Source organism: Streptomyces lincolnensis, assembly GCF_001685355.1.
Taxonomy (GTDB): domain Bacteria; phylum Actinomycetota; class Actinomycetes; order Streptomycetales; family Streptomycetaceae; genus Streptomyces; species Streptomyces lincolnensis.
On sequence record NZ_CP016438.1, the window covers coordinates 9,481,684 to 9,502,296 of the forward strand.

Below are 20,613 nucleotides of genomic sequence, written 5' to 3' on the forward strand. Positions count from 1 at the left end.
CGACGGCGCCGCCGCTCTTCGCTGGACTGCGACCTGCACGAATCTCGACGGGCGCCAGGAGAAGGCGCTTCGGATGCCCGTCGAGCAGCTCGGCGTTGATCTCTACTGCCGGGTCCAGCAAACCACGGCGAGCTCAGACGGTCAGCGCATCACCGCTGCTCAGGATGTCGGAGTAGACCTCTGCCGTAGGGCGGTAGCCATGGGTCCTGTGCGGACGATGGTGGAGTTCGTGGGCGATGGCGTCCAAGTCGGCCTCCCCAAGGGGGCGGAGGTCCGCACCCTTGGGGAGGTACTGCCGTAGCAGCCGGCTGGTCTTCCCGTTGGTGCCGCGCTGCCACAGGCTCCGCGGCTTACAGAGGTAGATCGGCATCCTGGTCTCAGCCGCGGAGGATCTGTAAGCGGAGGCGGCCGCCAGGCTGGCCGAACAGCAGGACGCCTGGGCCCGGCGGGTTGCCGACCGGGTGCGGACGCTGCAGCGCCGCAGGGGCAGCGGGTCTCCGAAGATGCTGTGCAGGCTGGTGCGGGAGCTCCTGCACGCGGCATCGGCACCAGCCGGTGGCGCGACGGTACTGGATCAAGAAGAACTGCCCGCGCCGGGGCCGTGGCCGGCAAAGGCTGTGTCACCAACGCCCGGACCGGCACTGGCACCGTGTCGAAGAGCCCCCACTACGAGCGGACCGAGCCCATCCTGGCGGAACGCCACAGTAAAGCGGACTGACGCCGGCGGCGTACGACATCGCATGGCCCAGCTGCGGAAAGCCATCCGGCCGAACGTCGTCCCCATCCAGCGGAAGCGACTCCCCGGACGAGTGACAGCGAGCCTCGCCCGCGACTGCGCAATCATCTGCTGGCGGCGCCTCAAAAGACGTGCTGATCTGAGCCCTCAGCCCGATCCGGCGACCAGTGCCTCGCCGAGCGGGGTGCGCCGGTAGAGCACCGACCGTCCGGACCGGGCGCGGACGAGCAGCCCCGCGCCTCGCAGGATGGCGAGGTGGTCTCCAACCGCGCCGGGTGCCATGGCGAGGCTTCGGGCGAGGTGGCTGGTACTGGCCGGGGCGTCCAGCGCCAACAGCAGCCGGGCTCGGGCCCGGCCGACCAGAGCGGTCAGCGCGTCCGGTTGGGGGACAGTCTCTTGTTCGCCCCACAGGGCGGCGGTGCCGCGGGCACGATAGACCAATGTCCTGGGCCAAGGGTCTTCCAGGTGGGCGGCGATACGCCCGACGACGACCGAAGGGATCAGCAGGAGCCCGTCGCCGGCGAGGCGGACGTTTCCGACTGAGGGGAAGAAGCCGATCTCGATACCGCCGTCGCGCCAGGCGATGCCCGGGTGCAGGCTCTCGACGGTCGTGGCCCATCCGTGTTCGCCGATCACACCCACCCGGTGCACGACATCGCGCTCACAGATCGCGCGCAGTTGCGGCCAGTCCGTGGCGAGCAGCTCGTGCCACGCCTGGTCCATCGCCTCGGCGATCCTGGAGACGGCGTCCGTGGAGTCCAGCACTGCGCGTACGCGGGGATCACGGGCGGACGGGCCGGTCGCGGTGGCGGCAAATTCGTGGCGGGCCGCGTCCAGCGGTGTGGCCCGGATCATGGCCAGGTCGTCCGCCCAGGTCTGGTTGAGGCCGCGCGGGGGCGGGGCGACGAAGTTCGGTCCGCTTTGCGGGGCCTGCAGCGCGAGGGCGGCGTCCAGTTCGGTCTCGCGGCGAAGCCGTTCAAAGGCTGGCATGAGCCGGGTGGCCCAGGTTCGCGGCAGCGGCTGGCCTTGGCCGGCGAGCGACCGTAGCAGTAGGCAGAGGTCCAGCGCGGGCGACAGCGCGAAACGGCTGCGCAGCAGGTCCTCGACGGAGACTTCGAAGCGCAGCACCCGGCCAATGCTATCCCGGGATGTCTGTTTCGATTCGTCCAGCGACGAATCATTGGTGAGCGGCATCGGCGCACGGCGAGGCTGCGCGTCATGACCCCAACCGCCGAGCCCGCGCAGGGCAACCACCGTGCCACCTACCGGGAGGTGCTGGCCGAGCCGCGATTCCGGCTGCTCTTCTCAACCCGCACCGTCGCCATCACTGCGGATGCGCTGCGGATCACCACGTTCTCGGTTCTGGTCTTCTCGGCCACCGGCTCCGCGCTGCTGAGCGCACTGGCCTTCGGTATCGGCTTCATCCCGCAGCTGTTCGGCTCGCTGCTGCTGGGCTCACTGGCCGACCGACTGCCGCCCCGCGCGCTCATCGCCAGCGGCTACGCCTTGACGTGCGCCGCCGCTCTGCTGCTCGCCCTGGTGCGGATGCCGATCGCGGCAAGCCTTGGTGTCGTGGCACTGGTCGCCCTCGCCACACCGGTGTTTCACGGCGCGTCGAGTCGGCTGGTCGCGCAGTCGCTGGAGGGCGACGCCTATGTACTGGGCCGTTCACTGAACAACATCGCCTCCTCCGGCGCGCAATTGTTCGGTCTGGCGCTGGGAGGTGTGATCGTCGCGGCACTCGGCCCGCGCCGGGCGCTCGCGGTCAGCGCCGCCCTCTACTTCGGCTGCGCGCTTGCTGTCCGCATCCGGCTACCCCGGCTGCAGCCGGGAGAGTCCGGTGGCACACCCGCCAGCGCTCGGCGCCATGGCGGGGCCGTCCGGGCGAGCCTGCGAAGTGCCGGCCTGCTGCTGCGCAGACACACGGTGCGACGACTGATGCTGGCCCAGTGGCTCCCGCCAGCGTTCATAGCGGGCGCGGAAGGGCTGATCGTCGCCTACGCGGGAGGACGCCACTTCGCGCCAGGCTGGTACGCAGTCCTGATGGGCTGTCTGCCGGTCGGCATGCTGGTCGGTGACCTGCTGGTGGGTCGGCTCCTACCGCCACGCACCCGGGAGCGTCTGGTGGTCCCGCTGATTGCGCTGATGGGACTGCCTCTGGTCGGCTTCGCCGCCGAGCCCGGAGTGGGCGTCTCGTCCTGTCTGCTGCTGCTCTGCGGCCTCGGATTCGCCTACGGGCTCGGCCTGCAACGTCCGTTCCTGGACGCCCTACCGAGGGATGCCCAGGGCCAAGCCTTCGGTCTGCTCGGCTCCGGCAGCATGACGCTGCAGGGCGTCGGGCCGGCCTGCTTCGGCTCGGTGGCCGCAGGCATCGGAACAGGTGGCGCAATCGCTCTGGCAGGCGGCGCGGCGGCGGTTACCGCCGGCTGGATTCTCACCTGGCACCCGCCCGCCGCCCCGGTCCCCGCAACCACACAGCCAGACCCTCAAGATCTCAACACGCTGACTTGACAGGGATGGGCACCGGTACACCCTCGATGAGGGAATTCCGGCCCGCGTTCACCCGGACAAGGTCAACCTGGAGCCTGACAGGATCGCCCTGCCTCCGAAGGCGCCACCGGACCGAGGAGGGCCATCGACCGCCTCCGGGCTTCACAGACTTCCTGGAGAGCTCGCCTCACCCGCTGGCGAGACTGATCACGAAGCATCGGTCCGCCAGGATCCACCAAGATCGGCAAGATGCCGGCGAAGTACGCCGCGCTGCTCCTCCAAGGTCCTGCGAGGCGGGAGACAGAAGATGGACGTTGTCTCGGTAGGGCCGGAAGCCCAGGGCGCCGGGGCCCGCAGTGAACGTCTTCGTCCATTTGTAAGGGTCGTAGCCGGCGGGGGCCTTGATTTCCTTGACCCAGAACTGAGGACCGTTCTTGAGTTACCTCGGGTTCGTTTCCCGAGATCCCGTCCGATCTGGCGATCAGGCGGGATCTTGCAGTTTTCGGGGGCGTGTTGAGGTCCGGCCGGGGCTGAGCGGCAGCTTCCGGGGCTCTCGCAGGCGGTACCGCGCCCCGCAAAGGGCGCGGGGAACTGCACGACCGGCCCCCACCGGCCCGCGGCTCGGCACAGGCGATCGGCCCGCCGTGCCTGCCGGCCCGCCCTTGTACGCGACGCGTATGGGCCCTGTATCCGAGCCCTGCGATATTGGCGAGGGTTGATCGGTTTGTGTGTGCTGGTGCAGAGGAGAGCTCATGGCGGCGAATGGTTCTCCGGGCCCGCAGATCGGCGACGCGTTCGGACTGCAGCTCTCGGACGCGGTGCGCCTGCGGCGGCCCGTGACCGCGTTCGTCGAGCGTTCGGACGGGCTGATCGTGCCGTCCGGCTCGGCCCAGTGGCTCAGCGGAGAGCAGGAGTGGCCGTTGGCGGTCCGGGACGCGCTGGTGAGAGCGCGGGGCCCCGTGCTCGACGTGGGTGCCGGCAGCGGCAGGCACAGCGCGTATCTTGCCCGCAAGCCGATGCAGGTGACGGCGATGGACACCTCGGAGCTGGCCCTGGGCATCTGCCGAAACGCCGGGGTGCAGGAGACCGTGTGCGCGGACGTGACGGAGCTGGAGCACCGGCTGCGGGGAAGGCCGCCGTTCCGGACCGTGCTGTTCCTCGGCAACAACGTAGGGCTGCTCGGTTCCGTCACCCGCGGCACTGAGATCCTTCAGCAGGTGCACGCGGTCACCTCGGACGATGCACTGATCATTGCGGAGGGCAGGCGTCCCGTGGTCGGCACCGCGGAGAACCGCGCCTATGTCGAACGCAACCTCGCCCGGGGCAGGCTGCCGGGCGAGCTGCTGATGCGTCTGCGTTACGGCACGACGGCTACCCACTGGTTCCCGTACCTGTTCTGCGGGCCGGAGGAACTGGAGCGCATCGCGAAGGCCGCGGGCTGGAGCCTGTGCGACGTCCAGGACTTCCACTACCCGGGCGCTCCGTCCGACGTGGCCCCGCTGTCGTACACGGCGGTGCTGGGCAAGCAGGACGGGTGAGACGGGTCAGCGCCGGGCACCGAGATCATGCCCGAGGCCGGGTACCGGTGATGGACACTGGTCGGCCGTGGCGCCCGTGGGGGAAGTGGTCCCAGACGGCGTGGTGCTGGACGCAGCGGTTGTCCCAGAACACCAGTGTGTTCGGCTGCCGGCGGACCCGGCAGTGCAGCACGGGCGTGCGGGCGACGTGGGCTTACAGCATGTCGAGGACCGCCGTGCTCTCGGTCGTGGAGAGCTGCGTGATCGCGGACATGTGGGGCTTGTTGATGAAGAGCAGCTTGAGGCCGGTGTCCGGGTGCCGGATCACGAGCGGCTGTTCGGTGCGCGGGACGTCGTAGGTGAGATGCATGTTGGCGAACAGGGTGTCACCGCCGCTGCCGACCTCCGCAACCTGTGTGACGTAGAGCATCGAACCGAGCGACGGCTCGGCGTCGGCGGTGCCGTTGACGTGGCAGCCGTCGCGGCGCCCCAGCGGGACTTGTTGTTCGCACTGATCTCCAGGACGTGCGGGTCCGAGCCTGGGGTCGGCAGCGCCACCGGGTGGAGCGGGCCGAAGAGTCCGGCGAACCGCTTGTGCTCCTCCGGAGTGAGGTTCTGGTCGCGGAAGACGAGTACATGGTGGGTGAGGAAGGCGTGTTTGACCTCCTCGCTCTATTGGGGCGACAGTTCCTTGGACAGGTTGAGGCCCGATATCTCGGCGCCGGGCAAGGGGGGCAGCGGTTCGACGACGATGCTGTCGTAGATATGCCGCGTCCGCGTGGTGATGTGCTCGATGGCGTCCAGTGCGAACTGCTCCATGGGTCCTCCAGCAGGGGTGAACGGTCCAGTCGCGAGGTCAGTACCGTGGCGCGGACGGCGCCGGAATCGCGTCCAGTGCCTCGACCTCGGCAGACGTGAGGGTGATGTCCGTCGCGGCGGCGTTCTCGGCCAAGTGCGTCCGCCGTCTGGTGCCGGCGATGGGCACGATGTGTTCACCCTTGGACAGGACCCAGGCCAACGCGGCCTGTCCCGGGGTGGCTCCGTGGCGCGCGGCCACGGCTTTGAGCGGTTCGAGGGCCCGCAGCTCCTCCCGCATGGCCGCTTCGGTGAAGCGGGGCAGCCGGAGGCGGCGGTCGTCCTCGGCGAACTGGCTGCGCGACCGGTGCGTACCCGTCAGGAAGCCACGGCCGAGGGGTGCGTAGGCGATGAAGCCGCAACCGTGAGTGGCGCACCACGGCACGATGTCCCGCAGGGCTTCGCGTGTCCACAGGGACAGTTCACTCTGCACTGACGACACAGGGTGGATGGCATGGGCCCGCCGCAGTTCCCCGACACCAACCTCCGACAGGCCGATGTGCTTCACCAGGCCTTCGCCGACCAACTCGGCCAGGGCGCCCCACGACTCGTCCAGGGGGATCCTCGCGTCCACACGGTGCAGCTGGTAGAGGTCTAGGTAGTCCGTGCCCAGCCGCTGGAGCGAGGCCTTGGCCGCGGCTTTGAGGTGCTCGGGTCGGCCGTCCGATACGAGGCCTCCCCTCTCTCCCGCGACGAGGCCGCCCTTACTGGCCAGGAACGCCTCGTGCCGACGGCCGCGCAGGGCCTGTCCGAGCAGGACTTCGTTGGAGTGCGGTCCGTACACGTCCGCTGTGTCGATGAGCGTCACCCCCAGATCGAGGGCGGTGCGCACGACATCCAGGGAAGCCGCGTCGTCCCAGCCCCCCGTCGTGTAGGCATAGCTCATACCCATGCAGCCGAGTCCCACCGAGCCGACAGGCGACCCGCCCAGTGTGCGCTGGCGCACGATGTCCCCTCCCTGGTGTTCAGGACGTCCGGGAGAGCCGGACCTCGACGAAGTTCTTGCCGCGGGCTTCGTCGACCGCGGGGTCGAACACCACGGTCACGGCCCCATCGGTCCGCGCCGCCGCTCTCGTCACGGTCGGGAATCCGTGCCCGCGCAGCGCCTCCAGGACCGTGTCGTTGCGGCCCGTCGGACACCATGTGACGTGAACAGGACGCCGAGACCTACCGATCAGCCAGTCGAACACGGCGGTCTCCAGCGTCCGGTTGAGGACCCGGCAGCTCATCGCGAACTCCCGCAGCCGCACCCGGTCCTTCGCGGTGTCGGTGACGATGACGGCGCAGATGCCGTGATCGCCGAACGTGTCGATGAGCCGGGCGGTGAAGACCTCCGTATCGGGGTCGTCGACAAGCCGCAGCCAGGACGCGTCGTCGAACCGGTGGCCGGTGAGGTGGAAGCGGTTGGCACGGTTGAGGAGCTGCAGACAGCGGTCCGTGGCGTGTCCGGGGCCGACCGGGGCGAGTTCGAGGCGCATGTCCAGCGAGGCGAGGAAGTCGTCGACGGACATGGCCTTCGCACGGGCGGCCTCCGACCGGTAGCGGAGCCCGTAGTAGTGGGCGCGCTCGCGGTCCTCACGGGTCAGCGGGCTGTCGCCCACGGCCGTGAGGTCCTGGAGTGTCCGACACAGCCGCGACCAGTCCTCACCAGGGCCCGGGAAACGGAGTGTGGTGATGTCCGGGTGCGTGGCGGCGACTTCGGCGAGTTCGACCGGGTTGTCGTCCACCAGGACGAACACGTCCGTGGGCAGATCCAACGCCTTCGCCATCGCGCCGAGCTGTTCGCTCTTGGGTGTCCAGCTGGTACTGACGGCGGCGAAGTCCGCGGGCGGGACGAGCAGTCCGACGTGCTCGCGCAGCGCGGCATCGGTGAACGCGTCCAGTGCGTTCGGGGAGTTCTTGCTGCACACGCCGATGATGAAGCCCTGCCCCCGGGCACACAGCAGCATCCTCTGCCACCAGCGGTGCGCCGCGTCTTCCGCGACGGCGTGCGAGCGAACGCCCGCAGGGCCGTCCTCGGAGAGGATGCCGCGCCACAGCGTCCCGTCCAGGTCGCTCACCAGCACCTTGGGCTGCCAGGCCAGGCGTAGTCGCGTCACCAGATCGCGAGCGATGAGCGACGCCGCCTCCTCCGACAGGACAGGACCGGGGGTTCGGGGCTCGATGCCGTCCGCCCAGGCGGCCCGAGGCAGTGTTTCCAGCGTTCGGTCGGTGTCGAGAACGGAACCGTGGGGGAGGCCGGCGAGGGTCTCCACCAGGGCATCGGTGATGCGCCCGGCCAGCCGGGCCAGTCGGAGCGCCAGCGAGCGCTCGGCCACGGGCAGGGGCAGGGGCGGGAGCACGGGCGGTACGATCACGTACCGAGTGGCGTGCCGGGCCAGTTGGTCGCGCAGGCGTGTCGCGAAGTCCGCGATACGGCGGTCGGAGCCGGCGAACAGCTCCTGCAGCGCCGCGGCATCCAGCGGTGCGGAGGACTCCCATCGGAGTTCGCCGAAGACATCCTCCACGCAGACCGCCGTCACCACCGGACCGGGTTCGCCCGCGAGGCTCCGCAACTCGGCGTCGAGTGCGCCGGCGGCCGGTGCGGGGACGGCCACGGGATGTCCGGTCGAAGCGGCGTACGCCCTGAAGAACAGAGCCAGTTGACCGGTCCAGGCCGTTCCGAGCAGCCGGACCTTTTCCGCGGACGCGGGTGAGAGGGAGGCACGTTCGGCGGCTTGGCGCAGGGAGAGCGGGGCCGGTGCGGCGGCGTGCGGGAGATGGTCGACTGCTCCGGCTGACATGAAGCGGCGTCCTTTCCGGGAAGCGAGAGGGGACCGGCGGCGGTCAGCCGCCGGCGAACTGGAGCAAGAACTCGATCTGGTCCCCGTCGTCGAAGCTCAGGGCGCCGTACTCCGCCCGTGGGACCAGCTCTCCATTGCGTACGACGATTACGTTGCGGCGCACCGTGCCGTTCTCGTCCCACAGCTGTGCCGCGGTGGGGGAGTGACACAAGCTCAGGACCGTGCGTAACTGCCCGAGGTCGGCAACGCTCAGCCGTTCGCCGTGCCGGGAGAACGACTCGGCGCCGATGAGGAATTCAGGCACGATGACCTGCACGTCACGGGACATGGCGGGACTGTCCTTTCGGGTCGGCCACCGATGGTGCGTCCATGGCGCAGCGGAAGCCCAGGTCCGGGGCCCAGTAGTCGACGGGCTCGTGGTAGCGCAGCGTGCTGCGGCACATGTCGTGGAAGCCGTGGAAACTGCCGCCCCGGCAGACGCGGTGCGCTCCCTCCGTCTCGTTGAGGGGATCATGCAGGGGGGAGACGGCGTAGAAGTCCGCGCTGTAGGCGTCCTGGCACCACTCCCACACGGATCCCTGCATGTCGTGCAGGCCGAATGCGTTCGGCAGCAGGCCCCCGACCGCGTGGAGCCGTCCGCCCGAGTTCTCGGCGTGCCACGCGTATCCGGCGAGGTCCGCCGGATCGGGATCGGTGGCGCTGCCGCCGCGCGCCGCGTACTCCCACTCGGCCTCCGTGGGCAGCCGTAGCCCCAGCCACCGGCCGAACATCACCGCGTCGTACCAGGTGACGCCGGTGACGGGCAGCTGCGGATCCGTGTCGGCGTCGTGCCCGGGACTCCACTGCGCGTACTGCGCGTTGGTGACCGGGGTCCGGCCCAGCAGAAAACGTTTCAGCACTACCGGGTGCGCCGGTTCCTCGCCGTGGTACGTGTAGCCGTCCGCGGGGCGGCCGCCCATCTCGAAACGGGCCGGACCGACCGGTACGAGGTCCATGGCGGCCCGCCGTTCCTCCCGGCCGGCGTCGAAGCGGTCGTACATCAGCTCCGCCTCGATGTCCGGCCCCCAGGCCCGGCACGCTCGCCAGGCGCGGTAGAGGACCTCGCTCCTGGTCTCCCGGGGCGTACCGTCGGGGTGGAGGGAAAGGACCGAGCGGACCTGTGCCAGCTTCTCCGGCCGCGGTCTCGTGAACCGCCGCGGCCGCACGTCGGCCTGCGGTGTCACGGACATCACCGGGCCTCCTCGTACGTGATCATGTCGACCTCGCGGATGCGCTGCCCCGGTTCGACGCGGAACGCGCGCACCTGCGGGTAGCGGGGGTTGCGCAGCATCACGATGAGGTGCCACAGGTCGGGGGAGGGGTGCAGATCGGCGTCCACGCTGGTGAGCAGCGCGGGGTGGCGCCGATGACTGTGGAAGACGCCCACCGCGTGGAGTCCCCGCTCACGGATGTAACGCTGGACGCGATAGGTCTCCTGCGGGCTGCCGACGAAACCGGCGTCGGCGTGGTCCTCGAAGTACCGTCCGTAGTGGGAGAAGCGGTCGCTCCAGGTGTCGCGGACGTTGTCGGCCATGAGTACGAACTCCACCGGCGCGCCTCCCGGGCGCGTGGCGAGGAAGTATCCGAACTGCTTGGCGGGAAAGGCCCGTTGGGTCGCCGTCATGAAACGGTGCAGCAGCGGGCGCGCCATGCGTACGTCTCCGGGAACGGCACGCCCGGGGAAGTCCTGCGCGGTCATCCCGCACGCTCCGGGGCCGGGGCGCCCAGCTCTTCGAGACAGGCGGTCAGCGTCCAGCGGTACCAGGCCCGGACGTTGCGGGGACGAGCCAGCTGGTGGCCCTCGGTGCGGAAGAGCACCAGCTCGCTGCGGACGCCGTCGCGCAGCAGCGCCCGGTGCACGCGCAGGCTCTCGGTCGGAGGCACCCAGCCGTCGTGCAGTCCGTGGGAGAGCAGCACACGGGTGCCGGCGGGTACGGAGTGCGGCTGGAAGCTCTCCGCGGCGTACCGGGCGTGCTCGGTGTCCGGCGAGCCGAACTCGCCCGCCCACAGCCAGTTCCCGTCGCCGCCACCGACGATCTGGGCCTGGTCCATGGTGCCGCCGTAGGACACCACCAGCCGGGGGCGCAATTCCTGGGCGACGGACAGGGCCAGGAGTCCGCCGACGCACGGTCCGACCACCGCGAGAGGCGTGTCCGCCAGGCCGGTGTGGTCCCGTAGCTGGTCGATCTGACGGGCGGCGACGGCGGCGACACCGGTGCGCCAGCGTCGCCACCCGGTGCTCATGCTGGACGCGTAACCGAGCGACAAGGGGGGTTCCACGAGGATCACCGCGAAGCCCGAGGCGACGAACGGCCACGGATTCCAGCGCCAGTGCCACTCCGCCCAGTTGCGGACCGGCCCACCGTGCAGCAGGACGACTGTTCCGCGGGCGGGCCCGTCCTGGGGCACGCACAGCCATGAAGCGAGGTTTCCCGGTACGTCGGGCAGACGCTGGGGGTGGTGGCTCACTCGGCCCGCGGGCAGAGTGAGCCGGGTGGCGGTGACCGGTTCGACGGCTCCGGTCGACAGGTGGACGACCTCGACGGCCGGCGGGGTGGCGATCGCCGCCACGACGGCGGCCGCCCGCCCGTCGGCGATCTGGGCATGCAGCACGGAGGCGGAGGCTTCGGTGCGTGTCCAGCTCGAGGTGCGGAGGTGGTAGGTGTTCAGCACGCTTCGCCGGCCCTCGGCGCCCCTGCACACAAGGCGGTCCGGGCCGTCCCAGCCGCAGGGCTGCTGCCAGGTGTCGTCCGGCGCCTTCAGGATCTGCGGTTCCCACGACGGGGCCGCCACCAGGGCCGCGTACTGGGCGGGTGCCTCGCCCTCGGCAGGCAGCGAGGCGGCCAGACAGGCCACCGTCAGCCCGTCGGGGCAGGACACGGGTGCCGTGATGTCGAATCCGGTGGGTTGCAGGTGGCGGGCAGGCGATCCGTCGTACGCCACGACGAGCAGACCGAAGCGGCGGCTGCCGTCCGGCCGGTGTTCGCGCGTTCCGAGCACCACGGCCTCGGCCGTGCAGGCCGCCTCCCCGGTGAGGGCTGTGCCGGGCGGCAGTGTGAGGCCGACCTGCTGAGCGTCCCCCTCTGCGCCGAGGGGCACCTGCCACAGCTGCCAGTCGCCCACCGGGCGGCGGGCACCTGCCAATGAGGCGTCGGGACCGTCCCACCACACGGCGTCGGAGTCCCGCAGGACGCCCTGCGGATGGTCACTCGGAGCCGAGGGCCCCTCCACCGTGTAGACGAGGGTGCCGGTCCCGGGCCGGAGCATGAGCGAGCCCACCATCCCGGGGCGGATGTCGAGGACGCGCTCCGGTGCGGTGTCGGATCCGGCGCCCGCGTCCGCGCGGAGGGCGATGAACTGGCGGCCGTCCTCACCGCGCCGGACGTACACCAGCCCCGCCGGGACCGGGAGCGCCTGGAACGCGCCGGGCACCCGCCAGACCGACCGCCATGTGCCCTCGGCGTCCCGCCGGTGACACACCAGCGAGGGGACGAGGTGGTCCTGGCCGTCGAGGGCGTCCACCCGCAGCGTCACGCGGTCGGGCGCGTAGGCCGCCACCGCCGTGATGCGTGCCTCGGCCTGCATCGCGTCGACGAAGCGTGTCGCGGTGTCGCCGACCACGACGTCAGGACGCATCGGTCCGGCACAGCCAGCCGTTGATGGCGAACCGGCTGTCCGCGTAGTGCCCGCTGGGGCAGCTGACGGGCCTGACCTCGTGCAGGGCGGAGGGCAGGAAGAAGACGACGCTGTTGTGGTCCGGGGCGTAGTCCCGGTACGTGCAGTCCTCGCGGCGCAGACCGTCGTGCTCGGCGTTCAGCGGCAGGGCGGAGTCGTACATGCGCAGGTCCCCGCCTGTGAAGGGGGCCGGGGTGCGGTGGAGGTAGTACACGAAAGTCACCACGCGCTTGGCGGCCCGTACGCCCTTGGCCACGTCGTGGGAGCTGACGTCCTGGTGGGCGCGGTAGAAGTCACCGTCGTTGTGCACGTTCAGCGTGAAGGCCGGCCGCGTTCCGGAGCAGGAGACCCCGAGAACGTTCTCGACCTGGCCGACCACGGCGTCGATCGCGGTGAGTAGTTCCGGAGCGGAGAAGCCGCGGTGGGCGAGGGAACTGCGCATGCGCGTGTCCAGCCGGTTGTCGCGCACGCGTGCGGGGAGCAGTTCGTCCTGTGCGGCCGATGCGGCGCGGCGCAGCAGTTCGTCGGCCGTCGGGGCGGGCAGAAAGTCCGTCACGCGGCAGACCTTTGTCGACGACTGCCATATCGCATGCGTACCCACCGGCGCTTCCAGTGCCGCTGTGGTGTCCACCGTCTCGGTCATCGCATTCCTCCGCGCCGCTTCACATTCAGTTGGTCCGTACGTGCAGAACACAGCCGATGGGGGGCGAATTTAGTGAGGTTCCGGAAGGCGCGTCAATTGATTTCGGGGATGACGTGCGGGGCGCGTATGTCGCTCGTACCCATCACTGACACGGCATTTACGTGCAGGGCGCGTATGTGCTTCGTACAAGCGACGGCAAGACTCGACACATGCTTCCGCCGAACGGTGTGAGAATTCCAGATCTCGCCATAGTCAACCCATTCCTCGAACGGCTGGGCCTGGGCAAGCTGTCGCCGGACCGGGTGGTCACGCATCCGGGGCGGCACCGGAAATGCTCGGGCGTCACCACCAGCGGGCGCGGAGTGTTCGTCAAGCAGCTGAACGAGTCGCTCGGTTGCCCGGCCCCGGGCGTCAGGAGGGCCAGGTCGTTCGAGGCACTGCGGACGCCGGAGTTGTCCGGGGCCGCGCTCCTGGGCGCGGACGACGACCGTAACCTGCTCGTCTTCGAGCTGATCGAGGATGCCGAGCCGGCCGACCTGCTGGCGCGTGAAGGCCGGTTCGATGCCGGGCTCGCCCGCTGCCTGGGCGAGATGACGGGCGCCCTGCACGAACTGCCGGTCGACCTGGAGAACGCCTCCATCGACACCTCTCCCTCGCGGTATCCGCCCCTGGGGTCGCTGGAAGGGCTGACCCTCACGCAGTACCAGGCCGCCAGTTCGGCCGTGCTTCAGGGATGGCGCTTGCTGCAGCAGGACGAGGAGGTCAAGGAGGCACTGCGCGCGTTGCGCCGCGACGAGGACACGGCGTCGAAGGTGCCCACACACGGCGACTTCCGGCTGGACCAGGTCCTCGTCGTCGGCGGACGGCGACACATCATCGACTGGGAGGAGTTCCGCCTCGGTGACCCGGCCCACGACGTGGGCATGTTCGTGGGGGAGTGGCTCTACCTGGCGGCGGACCGGGCGGCCCGCGGGCTGCACACGGGGCCCGTGGGCGATTCCGGGACCGTGCTCGGCGTCAGCCGCGAGGAGGTCATCGCCCGGACCACGGTCGAGCTGCGGGCGGTACAGCCCATGGTGGGGGAGTTCTGGTCCGGCTACCGGTCGGTGCGCACGACGACCGACCCCGATCTGCCGCGGCGGTCCGCCGCATTCGCCGGCTGGCACCTCTACGACCGGATGTTCAGCGTCGTGGCCAAGATGATGGTGCTCAGCATGACCCAGTACGTGGCCAATGGAATCGGACGCAGAGCGCTGCTCAATCCCCATGAGATCGCCGGGATTCTGGAAATGGGGGAGATCGATGTCACAAGCAGGTGACCTGTTGCTGCCGGAACTCGAATGCGCCCTGGAAAAGATCGAGTTGCAGTCCGATGGGATGGTCGCCCATGTCGACGGCCATAAACTGGAGGCGAACAGCCCGAGGCATCTTTCGGTACTGCTGCGATGGAGCCTCTACGATTTCCTGCATTCCGGGCGCGGGCCGGACACCTACAAATCGAAGGATGTCGCCAGAAACGCCGCCCTGGAAGCCGAACTCGCCCGGGTCATGCCGCACCAGGAGACGATCACGAGCGCTCGGGTGGACGGGCGCGGGGACGGCGAGTTGCTGGCCTCCATCGACGGCACCCGGATATGGGTGCCGGAGCACCGCAAGCTCGCCGACGCCCCGGGGGGCGGCGAGGTGGTCTACCTGTCGATGCCGGCCGCACGTCCCGCTCTCTCGCCCGGCTTCTTTCTCGCCGACGGCAGCCGTGGGCGCTCGGTGCGCAAACCGGTCCTGAGGGTGTACGCGCACGTGCGGAGCATCGACGCGGTGCCGGGTGTCTGGGCGGCGGCGTTGCGCTGTCTGGAGGACAAGGGCGTTCCCTACCGCGCCAAGGTGGCCTCCTCCCCGCTGCTGCTTCCGCGCCGGGACGCGTTGGTGGTCTTCCTGGGCCCGGACGGCTGGGACGCGGCCCCGGACATCGTGGACGCGCTCGACGGCCTGCCGGGGCTGGGGGACGAGGTGTCCGTGTTCGCGCGGCGGCTCGCGCCGGGTGTGTCGATGGCGTGGCATCCGTTCGCCCGTCGGTCGCGCGGTCCGTCCGGACTCAGCTTCGGCCAGCATCGGGCTACGGCCGTGGCGCAGGGGCTCGTCGACCATGCCATCGGGACCCATGGGGGATCCCGTGCCGAGGCGGTCGCGGACGCGATGCGGGAGGCGGGGATCGACCCTGCCGACCCCTTCCGCCATGACGACTCACCGGAACTGGACTTCGCCCGCACGGACCAGCGGTCCGCACTGGGCTGACCGACGGTCCGGACGTATCGCAGGAGGGAGGAACGTGGGCGAGTTCTCATCGGAGTTGGCCGCGGGGATGCGCGCGCTCGTGTCTCCGTACGGCGTCGTCAGCGAGGTGCTGCCCGGAGCGCCGGTCCGGGGTCTGGCGGGGCTGTCCCTCGCCTCGGCCCGGGTGAACGGCGCGCCAGGCGTCGAACGGCCCGAGGAGTTCGGCGGTGCGGGCCGCAGCCTGGCCGGTCCGGACGACGCGGAGCTGATCGCCGTCGCGGAGGCCGCCGAACGCTACTCGGGCGCGGACTTTCCCGGCAGCGGCGAACGGTGGGCGACGGTCGCCGAACTGGACGGGCCGGTGCTGGACATGACGGCCGTGCCCCGTTGCTCGGAGACCGAGTACGCGAGTGGTCACTGCCCGGTCGTCCCCTTCCGGGCCGAGGAGCCCATCCGATGGCAGGGAGGGCTCGACATGGCGTCGGGGGAGGCGGTGTGGGTGCCGTCGGTCATGGCACGGCACGGAATACGCCGCCTCGCCCCCGCGGAACGGTTCTGGAACCGCATCTCCACGGGCTACGCGGTGCACTCCGACCCGACCGAGGCCCTGCTGCGTGGTCTGTGCGAGGTGTGCGAGCGGGACTCCGCCGCGCTCGTCTGGCTGCAGATGCTGCCCCTGCCGCGCCTCGGGTTCACACGTCCCACAGCGACGCTCTCCGCCCTGCTCGACCACTGCGCACGGCACTTCGTCACGACGCACTTCTATGACGCGACGACGGACATCGGAGTGCCTGCCGTCTACTGCGTGCAGGTCGCCGAGTACGACGACGCCTGCCGCCGCTCGGTCGGCTGCGCCGTCGGCCGCGACCTGACCGAGGCGGCGGAGAAGGCCCTGCTCGAAGCCGTTCCCGCGCGTGCCCTGTTCCACCGTGCCAATCCCGACAGCCATGCCCTGGTCATGGCCGGAGCGCAGTTCATGGGCAGGCCGGAGAGGCGGCACGCCTTCGACTTCCTGCTGAAGCAGCGCCGTTCCCGCCGGGCGGAGGACGGTGCACGGCTGCCACGGGATGCCGGAAAGGCCCTGGCGCGGGTGGTCGGTGCCCTTGCGGAGCGGGGCATGCGGGCGGTGGCCGTGGACCGGACCACGCGCGAGCTGGCGGCGGCGGGACTGACGGCCGTATGCGTCGTCGTACCGGGGCTGCAGCCCCTGACGTTTCACCGATACGGGCAGTACCGGGCACATCCGCGCCTGTACTCGGCGCCCGTCGCCATGGGACACCCCAGCCGGCCGGAGAAGGAGTTGAATCCGTGGCCCCAGCCCTTCCAGTGATCGCCACGGGAGCCTTCGGCGAGCGGGTCGGCCGGCTGCTGGCCGAGACCCGGCCCGGAACCAAGGTGCTCTCCGTGTCCCGACTCTCCTATGCGTTCAGCGAGTTCCGTGGTCCCGTCGTCCTGGCCTCTTGGCGGCCCGAGCTTGCTCTCTGTGAGGAGATCGACGCGCTGGCACACGACACCGAACGGCCCTGGCTCCCGGTTGTCCTGGAGACGGCGGCCGTCCGGGTCGGTCCTCTGATCCGCCCCCCGTACGCCCCCTGTTTCCGCTGCTACCGGCTCAGGCGCAGCCAGCATGACCTCCAGGCGCGGACGACCTCGCTCCTGACGGACCGTTACGACCGGGATCCGCACTGCGGCCCTGGTGGGTTTCTGCCCCACCACGCCAGGGCCGCCGCCGCCGTGGTCGCGGCCTACGCGGACGGCGCGCCCGGTACCGGTCCGGGGCGCGTGAGCACGGTTCGCCTCCGTCGGTGGGACGTCGAGGCACACCGCGTCGTGCCGTGTCACGGGTGCACGCGGTGCGGCGACCGCGGTGCCTCGGGCCCGGAGCTGAACCGCCTCGGAGCGGTTCTGCCAGCCCTGTCGCCGCGTCGCGACCCCTTGGAGGTGCGGTGACGAGTCAAGGCACGTCGGCTTCGAGAGCCGTGCTGGACCGTGACCGGGCACGGCCTGCCCTGTGCCGTGGGCTGGTGCTCGTGGAAGTTCCCGGTGGGCTCGTGGTGGAAGGCGGCCCGCATCGGATGCTGTTGAGCGGCGAGGCGGCCTCCGGGTTCCTTCCGGCGCTGCTGCCGCTGCTGGACGGACGGCATGACATGGACGAACTGTGTTCCCTGCTAGCCGCCGATCCCGCCGACCTCACCCAGGCGCTGGAGCTGCTGGACGACTGGGGCGTACTGGAACCGGGCGGCCCCACGCAGGAAGAGCAGAAGGAGGGCGTGCCGGAAGACACCGTCGCGTACTACTCCCGTACGGCCGCCCTCACGGGTGGGCATGCGTCAGCCGAGTCGGTGCTGGACGAGCTCTCCCGGTCCCATGTCCTGCTGGTCGCCGAGCAGCCGCTGACCCGGATGCTGATGGAGGACCTGACCGTCAGCGGGGTGGGCAGGGTGTCCACCGGAGGCGGCGGAGGCGGAGTTCCGCAGAACTGCGACCTTGTCGTGGTGGCCGACCGGCCCGGTGCTGCGGGGCGTCTGGCGGACTGGGTGGCCGCGGCCTGGGCGGACCGCGTCCCCGTCCTGCGGCTCGCGACCGAAGACGGCGCGGTTGAGGTGGGACCGCTGTTCTGGCCGGGTGGGTCGGCATGCGTCGGCTGCTTCCGCCGGGGCGGCGGGCCCGTTGGCGCCGCGGGCGGCGATGAGGCGCTGCTGGCCTCGGCCGCAGCCATGGAAGTGCTGGCCGTCCTCGCCCGGACCACACCGGTGACGACCCTCGGCACCCGAGTGCGCACCGTGACCGGGGGCGACCGTACGGAGCGTCACCTCCTCACGCCCGACCCCTCGTGCACCGTATGCGGGGACGGCCGTGACGGGGCCGTCGACGACGCCCTGTGGCTCATCGAGGCGTATGAGTGGCACCTGGCGCTCCCGCCCGGTCGGCTGACCCCCATGCCGCGCCTGCTCGCTCCCCAACGTCATCAGGTGCGCCAGGCGTCGCGGCGCCGCGTCCTGCCGTACACGTCGCCCGCGGTGCGACTGCCGGGCCCATCACGGTCCGACCGGCACGGTGGACATCCCGGCCCGGCCGGGCCGGTCATGGCACTCGCGGAGATCCTGCCGCACATGGCGGGTCCGACCGCCGCGTACGACGCCGGCCGCGGCCAGGACGAGAACGGCCCGGTCTCCGTCGATACGTACGTCCTGACGGATCTGCTCGGCCAGGAACTGCCCGGTCAGGTCTTCCGGTACGACGACGTCGACCACCGACTGTTGTCCCTGCGGGCCGACTCACCACCGTGGAGACGGGCCGTGCTGTCCTCCGGGCTGGATGTGGCCGACCTGGACGCGGTGATCGTTCTTGTCGCGGACGCCGGTCCGCTCGCCGCGGAGTTCGGTGACAGCGCCTGGCGGCTGGCACACCTGGACGCCGGTATCGCGGCGATGCGACTGGCCCACGCGGCACGGGAGGCTCAGATTCCGCTCGCCTGCGGACTTGGCTGGAGCGAGTACCTGCCGGCGGTCCTCGAACTCGACCCGACGAGAGAGAGCGTGGGCGCCGTGGCCGGACTGGTGGGCGGTTCGAGACCACAGGAGGTGCAGGGATGACGCCTCCGTCGATGGCCGACGCGGTCGCCGCGGTGGAACAAGCATGCCGTGGCGGCCGGTCCGCCCAGCGTGCGGAGCCGGAGCGTCGGCCCAGGGCGATGGAGGCCTCCGGCGTCGCGGGGGAGGTGGCGGCCGTGCTGGACATTGCGTTCCGGTCCCACCGGCTGGCCGTCCCGGACCAGACTCCGTACGGGATCCTCGCGGTGACGGGCCACTCCGGACCGGGTACGGCGCATGTCGTGTTCGCCAGGGCCGACACCGTGGTGCCGTTCGAGGCGGAGCCCTCCTGGACCGGCGTGCTCGCCGAGGCGCACCCGGACGTGGGCCGGCTCTTCCTCGTCTGCGCCGATCTCGGGAGAGCAGCCAGGCCGTGGACCGGTGCGGCCTACCCGGAATCGCTGGTAGGGGCCGGAGCCCTCGCGCACAGTCTGCGGCTCGCGGCCTCCCGCCCATGGCCCGGTGCCCGGATCCACACCGGAAGCCACACCCCCGTGACCTCGGCCGTGCGACGACGGCACCCGGGGATGCGCCACCTGGTCACCGTCTCCGCCGGCCCTCTCGATGGGAGCTCCACATGACTGAGACAGTTTCCGCAGCCGGAGTGCCCCAGGGCGCCGAACCCGTCGGCGCCGGACACCCGGATCCCCTCTTCATCCTCTCCCCGCCCCGATCGTTCTCCACGATCACCCTGGCTCTCCTGGCCGGGCACCCGCGGATCTTCGGCTTTCCCGAGATGCTGGTCTTCGCCAACGACACGGTGGGCGATCTCGTCGGAGAGGACGGCACGGAGGCGGAGCGGTTTCCGCCGGCGTACCGCAAGACCCGCCTGAGCGGGGTCTGCCGCGCCCTTGCCCAGGTCCACGAAGGAGAACAGACGGCGGATGCGATCGCCCGGGCCGAGGAGTGGCTGAGGGAGCGTCCCGACTGGCCGATGCCCAGGGTCCTGGATCACCTGCTGGAGCTGGTCAGTCCGCTGATCGGGGTTGAGAAGACGCCCGACACGGTGGCCACGGACGAGTCCCTCGACCAGTGCCTGCGCAGCTATCCGAACGCCCGCTACATCCACCTGACGCGGCACCCCGTGACGACTCAGCGCTCGATGCACAGCCAGAACCAGCAGTACCTGACGCACCGGAAGGTGCGCGTGGTCGGAGCGGCCTCCTCCTGGTATCTGTCGCACCGGCGGATCATGCGGGCGCTCGGCGAACTCCCGCAACGGCAGTGGATGCGGATCCGCGGCGAGGACCTGGTCAACGAGCCCCGGTTGTGGCTGCGCCGGATCCTCGACTGGCTCGAACTGGACGATGACGAGGCGGTCCTCGACCGAATGGTGCACCCCGAGTCGTGGCCGTTCGCCAACAACGGCCCCGAGGGAGGGCTGTTCGGAGGCGACCACAAGTTCTTCACCGCGCCCGAGCTCAGGCCGGTCCCGGATCCCGGGCCGGTCGAATTCGACCCGGAATGGGACTTGCCGGACGAGATGTACAGGCGAATGGCAGCGTTGGCACGCGAATTGGGCTACTGAGCCCGCTCGCCAGAGAAAGGAAATGCTGGATGAGGATCCGGTGCTCTTTGCCGGTCAGGTCTCCGCCCGGCGGCGGGATCAGGCCGGTCCGAGAAGAAAAGACTGGAAAGGGGAATTTCTGTGGGTAAGTTCACGATCCGTGATGTGTCCGAATCCGGCTGGGAGTCGCTCGTGGTGACCGCCCTGATGGGCATCGAGGAGAGCCCGGGCTGGACCGACTGCTGGCCGACCGGTGGCACCAGCGGTGCGTGCTGCACGACGTCGCCGGCTGCGCCCGAGCCGGGCGTCTGAGCGACCATGCACTGAATAGGGCGCGGTATTCCGGATTTCACGGGATCTGGGATACCGCGCTCCGCTGTCTGTTCACGGTGCCGTGGCAAGAGGGTGGCAAGCCGACGGCTAGAGCGTGCTGCCAGAATTGCGGCCGTTGGATTTCTTTTGCAAATCGGTGTGTTGGGCAGTTCGGAACGGCAGGACGAGCAG

Annotated in this window: 19 protein-coding genes and 1 pseudogene; 10 read left to right on the top strand and 10 right to left on the bottom strand. The window is 70.3% G+C overall.

Annotated elements, in window-relative coordinates; translation table 11 throughout:
* Positions 1-133 precede the first annotated feature (133 nt).
* Both SLINC_RS46735 and SLINC_RS41865 read right to left on the bottom strand, forming a co-directional pair.
* The gene (locus SLINC_RS46735; protein WP_182449270.1) at positions 134-370 is read right to left on the bottom strand and encodes an IS30 family transposase; all 237 of its coding nucleotides are present in this window, start codon (positions 368-370) and stop codon (positions 134-136) included.
* Positions 371-883: 513 nt separating this feature from the next.
* Entirely contained in the window at positions 884-1,864 is a 981-nt protein-coding gene (locus SLINC_RS41865; protein ID WP_067443645.1) for a winged helix-turn-helix domain-containing protein, read from the bottom strand.
* A 90-nt stretch (positions 1,865-1,954) separates the two neighbouring features.
* Between SLINC_RS41865 and SLINC_RS41870 the strand changes: the two genes are divergently transcribed.
* Both SLINC_RS41870 and SLINC_RS41875 read left to right on the top strand, forming a co-directional pair.
* Complete coding sequence (locus SLINC_RS41870) at positions 1,955-3,247, top strand: MFS transporter (RefSeq protein ID WP_067443646.1); 1,293 nt, start codon at positions 1,955-1,957, stop codon at positions 3,245-3,247.
* Between the two features lie 731 nt (positions 3,248-3,978).
* On the top strand, positions 3,979-4,764 hold the full coding sequence (locus tag SLINC_RS41875) for a class I SAM-dependent methyltransferase (RefSeq protein WP_067443647.1): 786 nt from the start codon (positions 3,979-3,981) through the stop codon (positions 4,762-4,764).
* Between the two features lie 25 nt (positions 4,765-4,789).
* Here the strand turns inward: SLINC_RS41875 and SLINC_RS41880 are convergent.
* The 8 genes and pseudogenes from SLINC_RS41880 to SLINC_RS41915 all read right to left on the bottom strand — a co-directional run bounded on the left by SLINC_RS41880 (position 4,790) and on the right by SLINC_RS41915 (position 12,651).
* A pseudogene (locus tag SLINC_RS41880) lies at positions 4,790-5,562 on the bottom strand (TauD/TfdA dioxygenase family protein).
* A gap of 37 nt (positions 5,563-5,599) precedes the next feature.
* On the bottom strand, positions 5,600-6,544 hold the full coding sequence (locus SLINC_RS41885) for an aldo/keto reductase (RefSeq protein ID WP_067443648.1): 945 nt from the start codon (positions 6,542-6,544) through the stop codon (positions 5,600-5,602).
* Positions 6,545-6,563: 19 nt separating this feature from the next.
* On the bottom strand, positions 6,564-8,381 hold the full coding sequence (locus tag SLINC_RS41890; protein ID WP_067443649.1) for an HAD-IIIC family phosphatase: 1,818 nt from the start codon (positions 8,379-8,381) through the stop codon (positions 6,564-6,566).
* Between the two features lie 43 nt (positions 8,382-8,424).
* Positions 8,425-8,709, bottom strand: coding sequence for a MoaD/ThiS family protein (locus SLINC_RS41895; RefSeq protein ID WP_067443650.1), 285 nt, complete (start codon positions 8,707-8,709; stop codon positions 8,425-8,427).
* Positions 8,699-9,610: a formylglycine-generating enzyme family protein gene (locus SLINC_RS41900; protein ID WP_067443651.1), complete on the bottom strand. Its 912-nt coding sequence runs from the start codon at positions 9,608-9,610 to the stop codon at positions 8,699-8,701. The genes SLINC_RS41895 and SLINC_RS41900 overlap by 11 nt, the downstream gene beginning before the upstream one ends.
* Positions 9,610-10,119, bottom strand: coding sequence for a M67 family metallopeptidase (locus SLINC_RS41905; RefSeq protein ID WP_067443652.1), 510 nt, complete (start codon positions 10,117-10,119; stop codon positions 9,610-9,612). The genes SLINC_RS41900 and SLINC_RS41905 overlap by 1 nt, the downstream gene beginning before the upstream one ends.
* On the bottom strand, positions 10,116-12,056 hold the full coding sequence (locus SLINC_RS41910) for an alpha/beta hydrolase family protein (RefSeq protein WP_067443653.1): 1,941 nt from the start codon (positions 12,054-12,056) through the stop codon (positions 10,116-10,118). The genes SLINC_RS41905 and SLINC_RS41910 overlap by 4 nt, the downstream gene beginning before the upstream one ends.
* A complete protein-coding gene (locus SLINC_RS41915; protein WP_225988464.1) occupies positions 12,046-12,651 on the bottom strand; it encodes a 2OG-Fe(II) oxygenase in 606 nt (201 codons plus the stop codon). Before SLINC_RS41915 ends, SLINC_RS41910 begins: the two co-directional genes overlap by 11 nt.
* A 296-nt stretch (positions 12,652-12,947) precedes the next feature.
* On the opposite strand from SLINC_RS41915, the gene lxmK reads away from it, so the two are divergent.
* The 8 genes from lxmK (at position 12,948) to SLINC_RS48265 (ending at position 20,421) form a co-directional block, all read left to right on the top strand.
* Positions 12,948-14,057, top strand: coding sequence for a class V lanthionine synthetase subunit LxmK (gene lxmK, locus SLINC_RS41920; RefSeq protein WP_079164983.1), 1,110 nt, complete (start codon positions 12,948-12,950; stop codon positions 14,055-14,057).
* The gene (locus SLINC_RS48250) at positions 14,041-15,030 is read left to right on the top strand and encodes a T3SS effector HopA1 family protein (protein WP_159425396.1); all 990 of its coding nucleotides are present in this window, start codon (positions 14,041-14,043) and stop codon (positions 15,028-15,030) included. The genes lxmK and SLINC_RS48250 overlap by 17 nt, the downstream gene beginning before the upstream one ends.
* Positions 15,031-15,064: 34 nt before the next feature.
* On the top strand, positions 15,065-16,339 hold the full coding sequence (locus tag SLINC_RS41930; RefSeq protein WP_159425397.1) for a YcaO-like family protein: 1,275 nt from the start codon (positions 15,065-15,067) through the stop codon (positions 16,337-16,339).
* Positions 16,318-16,959 carry a TOMM precursor leader peptide-binding protein gene (locus SLINC_RS41935; RefSeq protein WP_159425398.1) on the top strand — a complete coding sequence of 214 codons (642 nt, stop codon included), beginning with the start codon at positions 16,318-16,320 and terminating at the stop codon, positions 16,957-16,959. Before SLINC_RS41930 ends, SLINC_RS41935 begins: the two co-directional genes overlap by 22 nt.
* A gap of 80 nt (positions 16,960-17,039) precedes the next feature.
* Positions 17,040-18,605 (top strand): hypothetical protein, encoded by a 1,566-nt coding sequence (locus SLINC_RS41940; protein WP_152039052.1) that lies wholly within the window; start codon positions 17,040-17,042, stop codon positions 18,603-18,605.
* A complete protein-coding gene (locus tag SLINC_RS48255) occupies positions 18,602-19,183 on the top strand; it encodes a hypothetical protein (RefSeq protein ID WP_159425399.1) in 582 nt (193 codons plus the stop codon). The genes SLINC_RS41940 and SLINC_RS48255 overlap by 4 nt, the downstream gene beginning before the upstream one ends.
* Positions 19,180-20,130: a sulfotransferase family protein gene (locus SLINC_RS48260; RefSeq protein WP_159425400.1), complete on the top strand. Its 951-nt coding sequence runs from the start codon at positions 19,180-19,182 to the stop codon at positions 20,128-20,130. The genes SLINC_RS48255 and SLINC_RS48260 overlap by 4 nt, the downstream gene beginning before the upstream one ends.
* 144 nt (positions 20,131-20,274) lie before the next feature.
* Positions 20,275-20,421, top strand: a complete 147-nt coding sequence (locus SLINC_RS48265) for a hypothetical protein (protein ID WP_159425401.1) — start codon at positions 20,275-20,277, stop codon at positions 20,419-20,421.
* Positions 20,422-20,613 lie beyond the last annotated feature (192 nt).

Excerpts from the sequence above, each read along its gene's own strand:
- SLINC_RS46735 (WP_182449270.1), bottom strand. The coding sequence starts at position 370 with ATGCCGATCTACCTCTGTAAGCCGCGGAGCCTGTGGCAGCGCGGCACC.
- SLINC_RS41870 (WP_067443646.1), top strand. The coding sequence starts at position 1,955 with ATGACCCCAACCGCCGAGCCCGCGCAGGGCAACCACCGTGCCACCTAC.
- SLINC_RS41875 (WP_067443647.1), top strand. The coding sequence starts at position 3,979 with ATGGCGGCGAATGGTTCTCCGGGCCCGCAGATCGGCGACGCGTTCGGA.
- SLINC_RS41890 (WP_067443649.1), bottom strand. The coding sequence starts at position 8,381 with ATGTCAGCCGGAGCAGTCGACCATCTCCCGCACGCCGCCGCACCGGCC.
- SLINC_RS41895 (WP_067443650.1), bottom strand. The coding sequence starts at position 8,709 with ATGTCCCGTGACGTGCAGGTCATCGTGCCTGAATTCCTCATCGGCGCC.
- SLINC_RS41900 (WP_067443651.1), bottom strand. The coding sequence starts at position 9,610 with ATGTCCGTGACACCGCAGGCCGACGTGCGGCCGCGGCGGTTCACGAGA.
- SLINC_RS41905 (WP_067443652.1), bottom strand. The coding sequence starts at position 10,119 with ATGACCGCGCAGGACTTCCCCGGGCGTGCCGTTCCCGGAGACGTACGC.
- SLINC_RS41910 (WP_067443653.1), bottom strand. The coding sequence starts at position 12,056 with ATGCGTCCTGACGTCGTGGTCGGCGACACCGCGACACGCTTCGTCGAC.
- lxmK (WP_079164983.1), top strand. The coding sequence starts at position 12,948 with ATGCTTCCGCCGAACGGTGTGAGAATTCCAGATCTCGCCATAGTCAAC.
- SLINC_RS48250 (WP_159425396.1), top strand. The coding sequence starts at position 14,041 with ATGTCACAAGCAGGTGACCTGTTGCTGCCGGAACTCGAATGCGCCCTG.
- SLINC_RS48255 (WP_159425399.1), top strand. The coding sequence starts at position 18,602 with ATGACGCCTCCGTCGATGGCCGACGCGGTCGCCGCGGTGGAACAAGCA.
- SLINC_RS48260 (WP_159425400.1), top strand. The coding sequence starts at position 19,180 with ATGACTGAGACAGTTTCCGCAGCCGGAGTGCCCCAGGGCGCCGAACCC.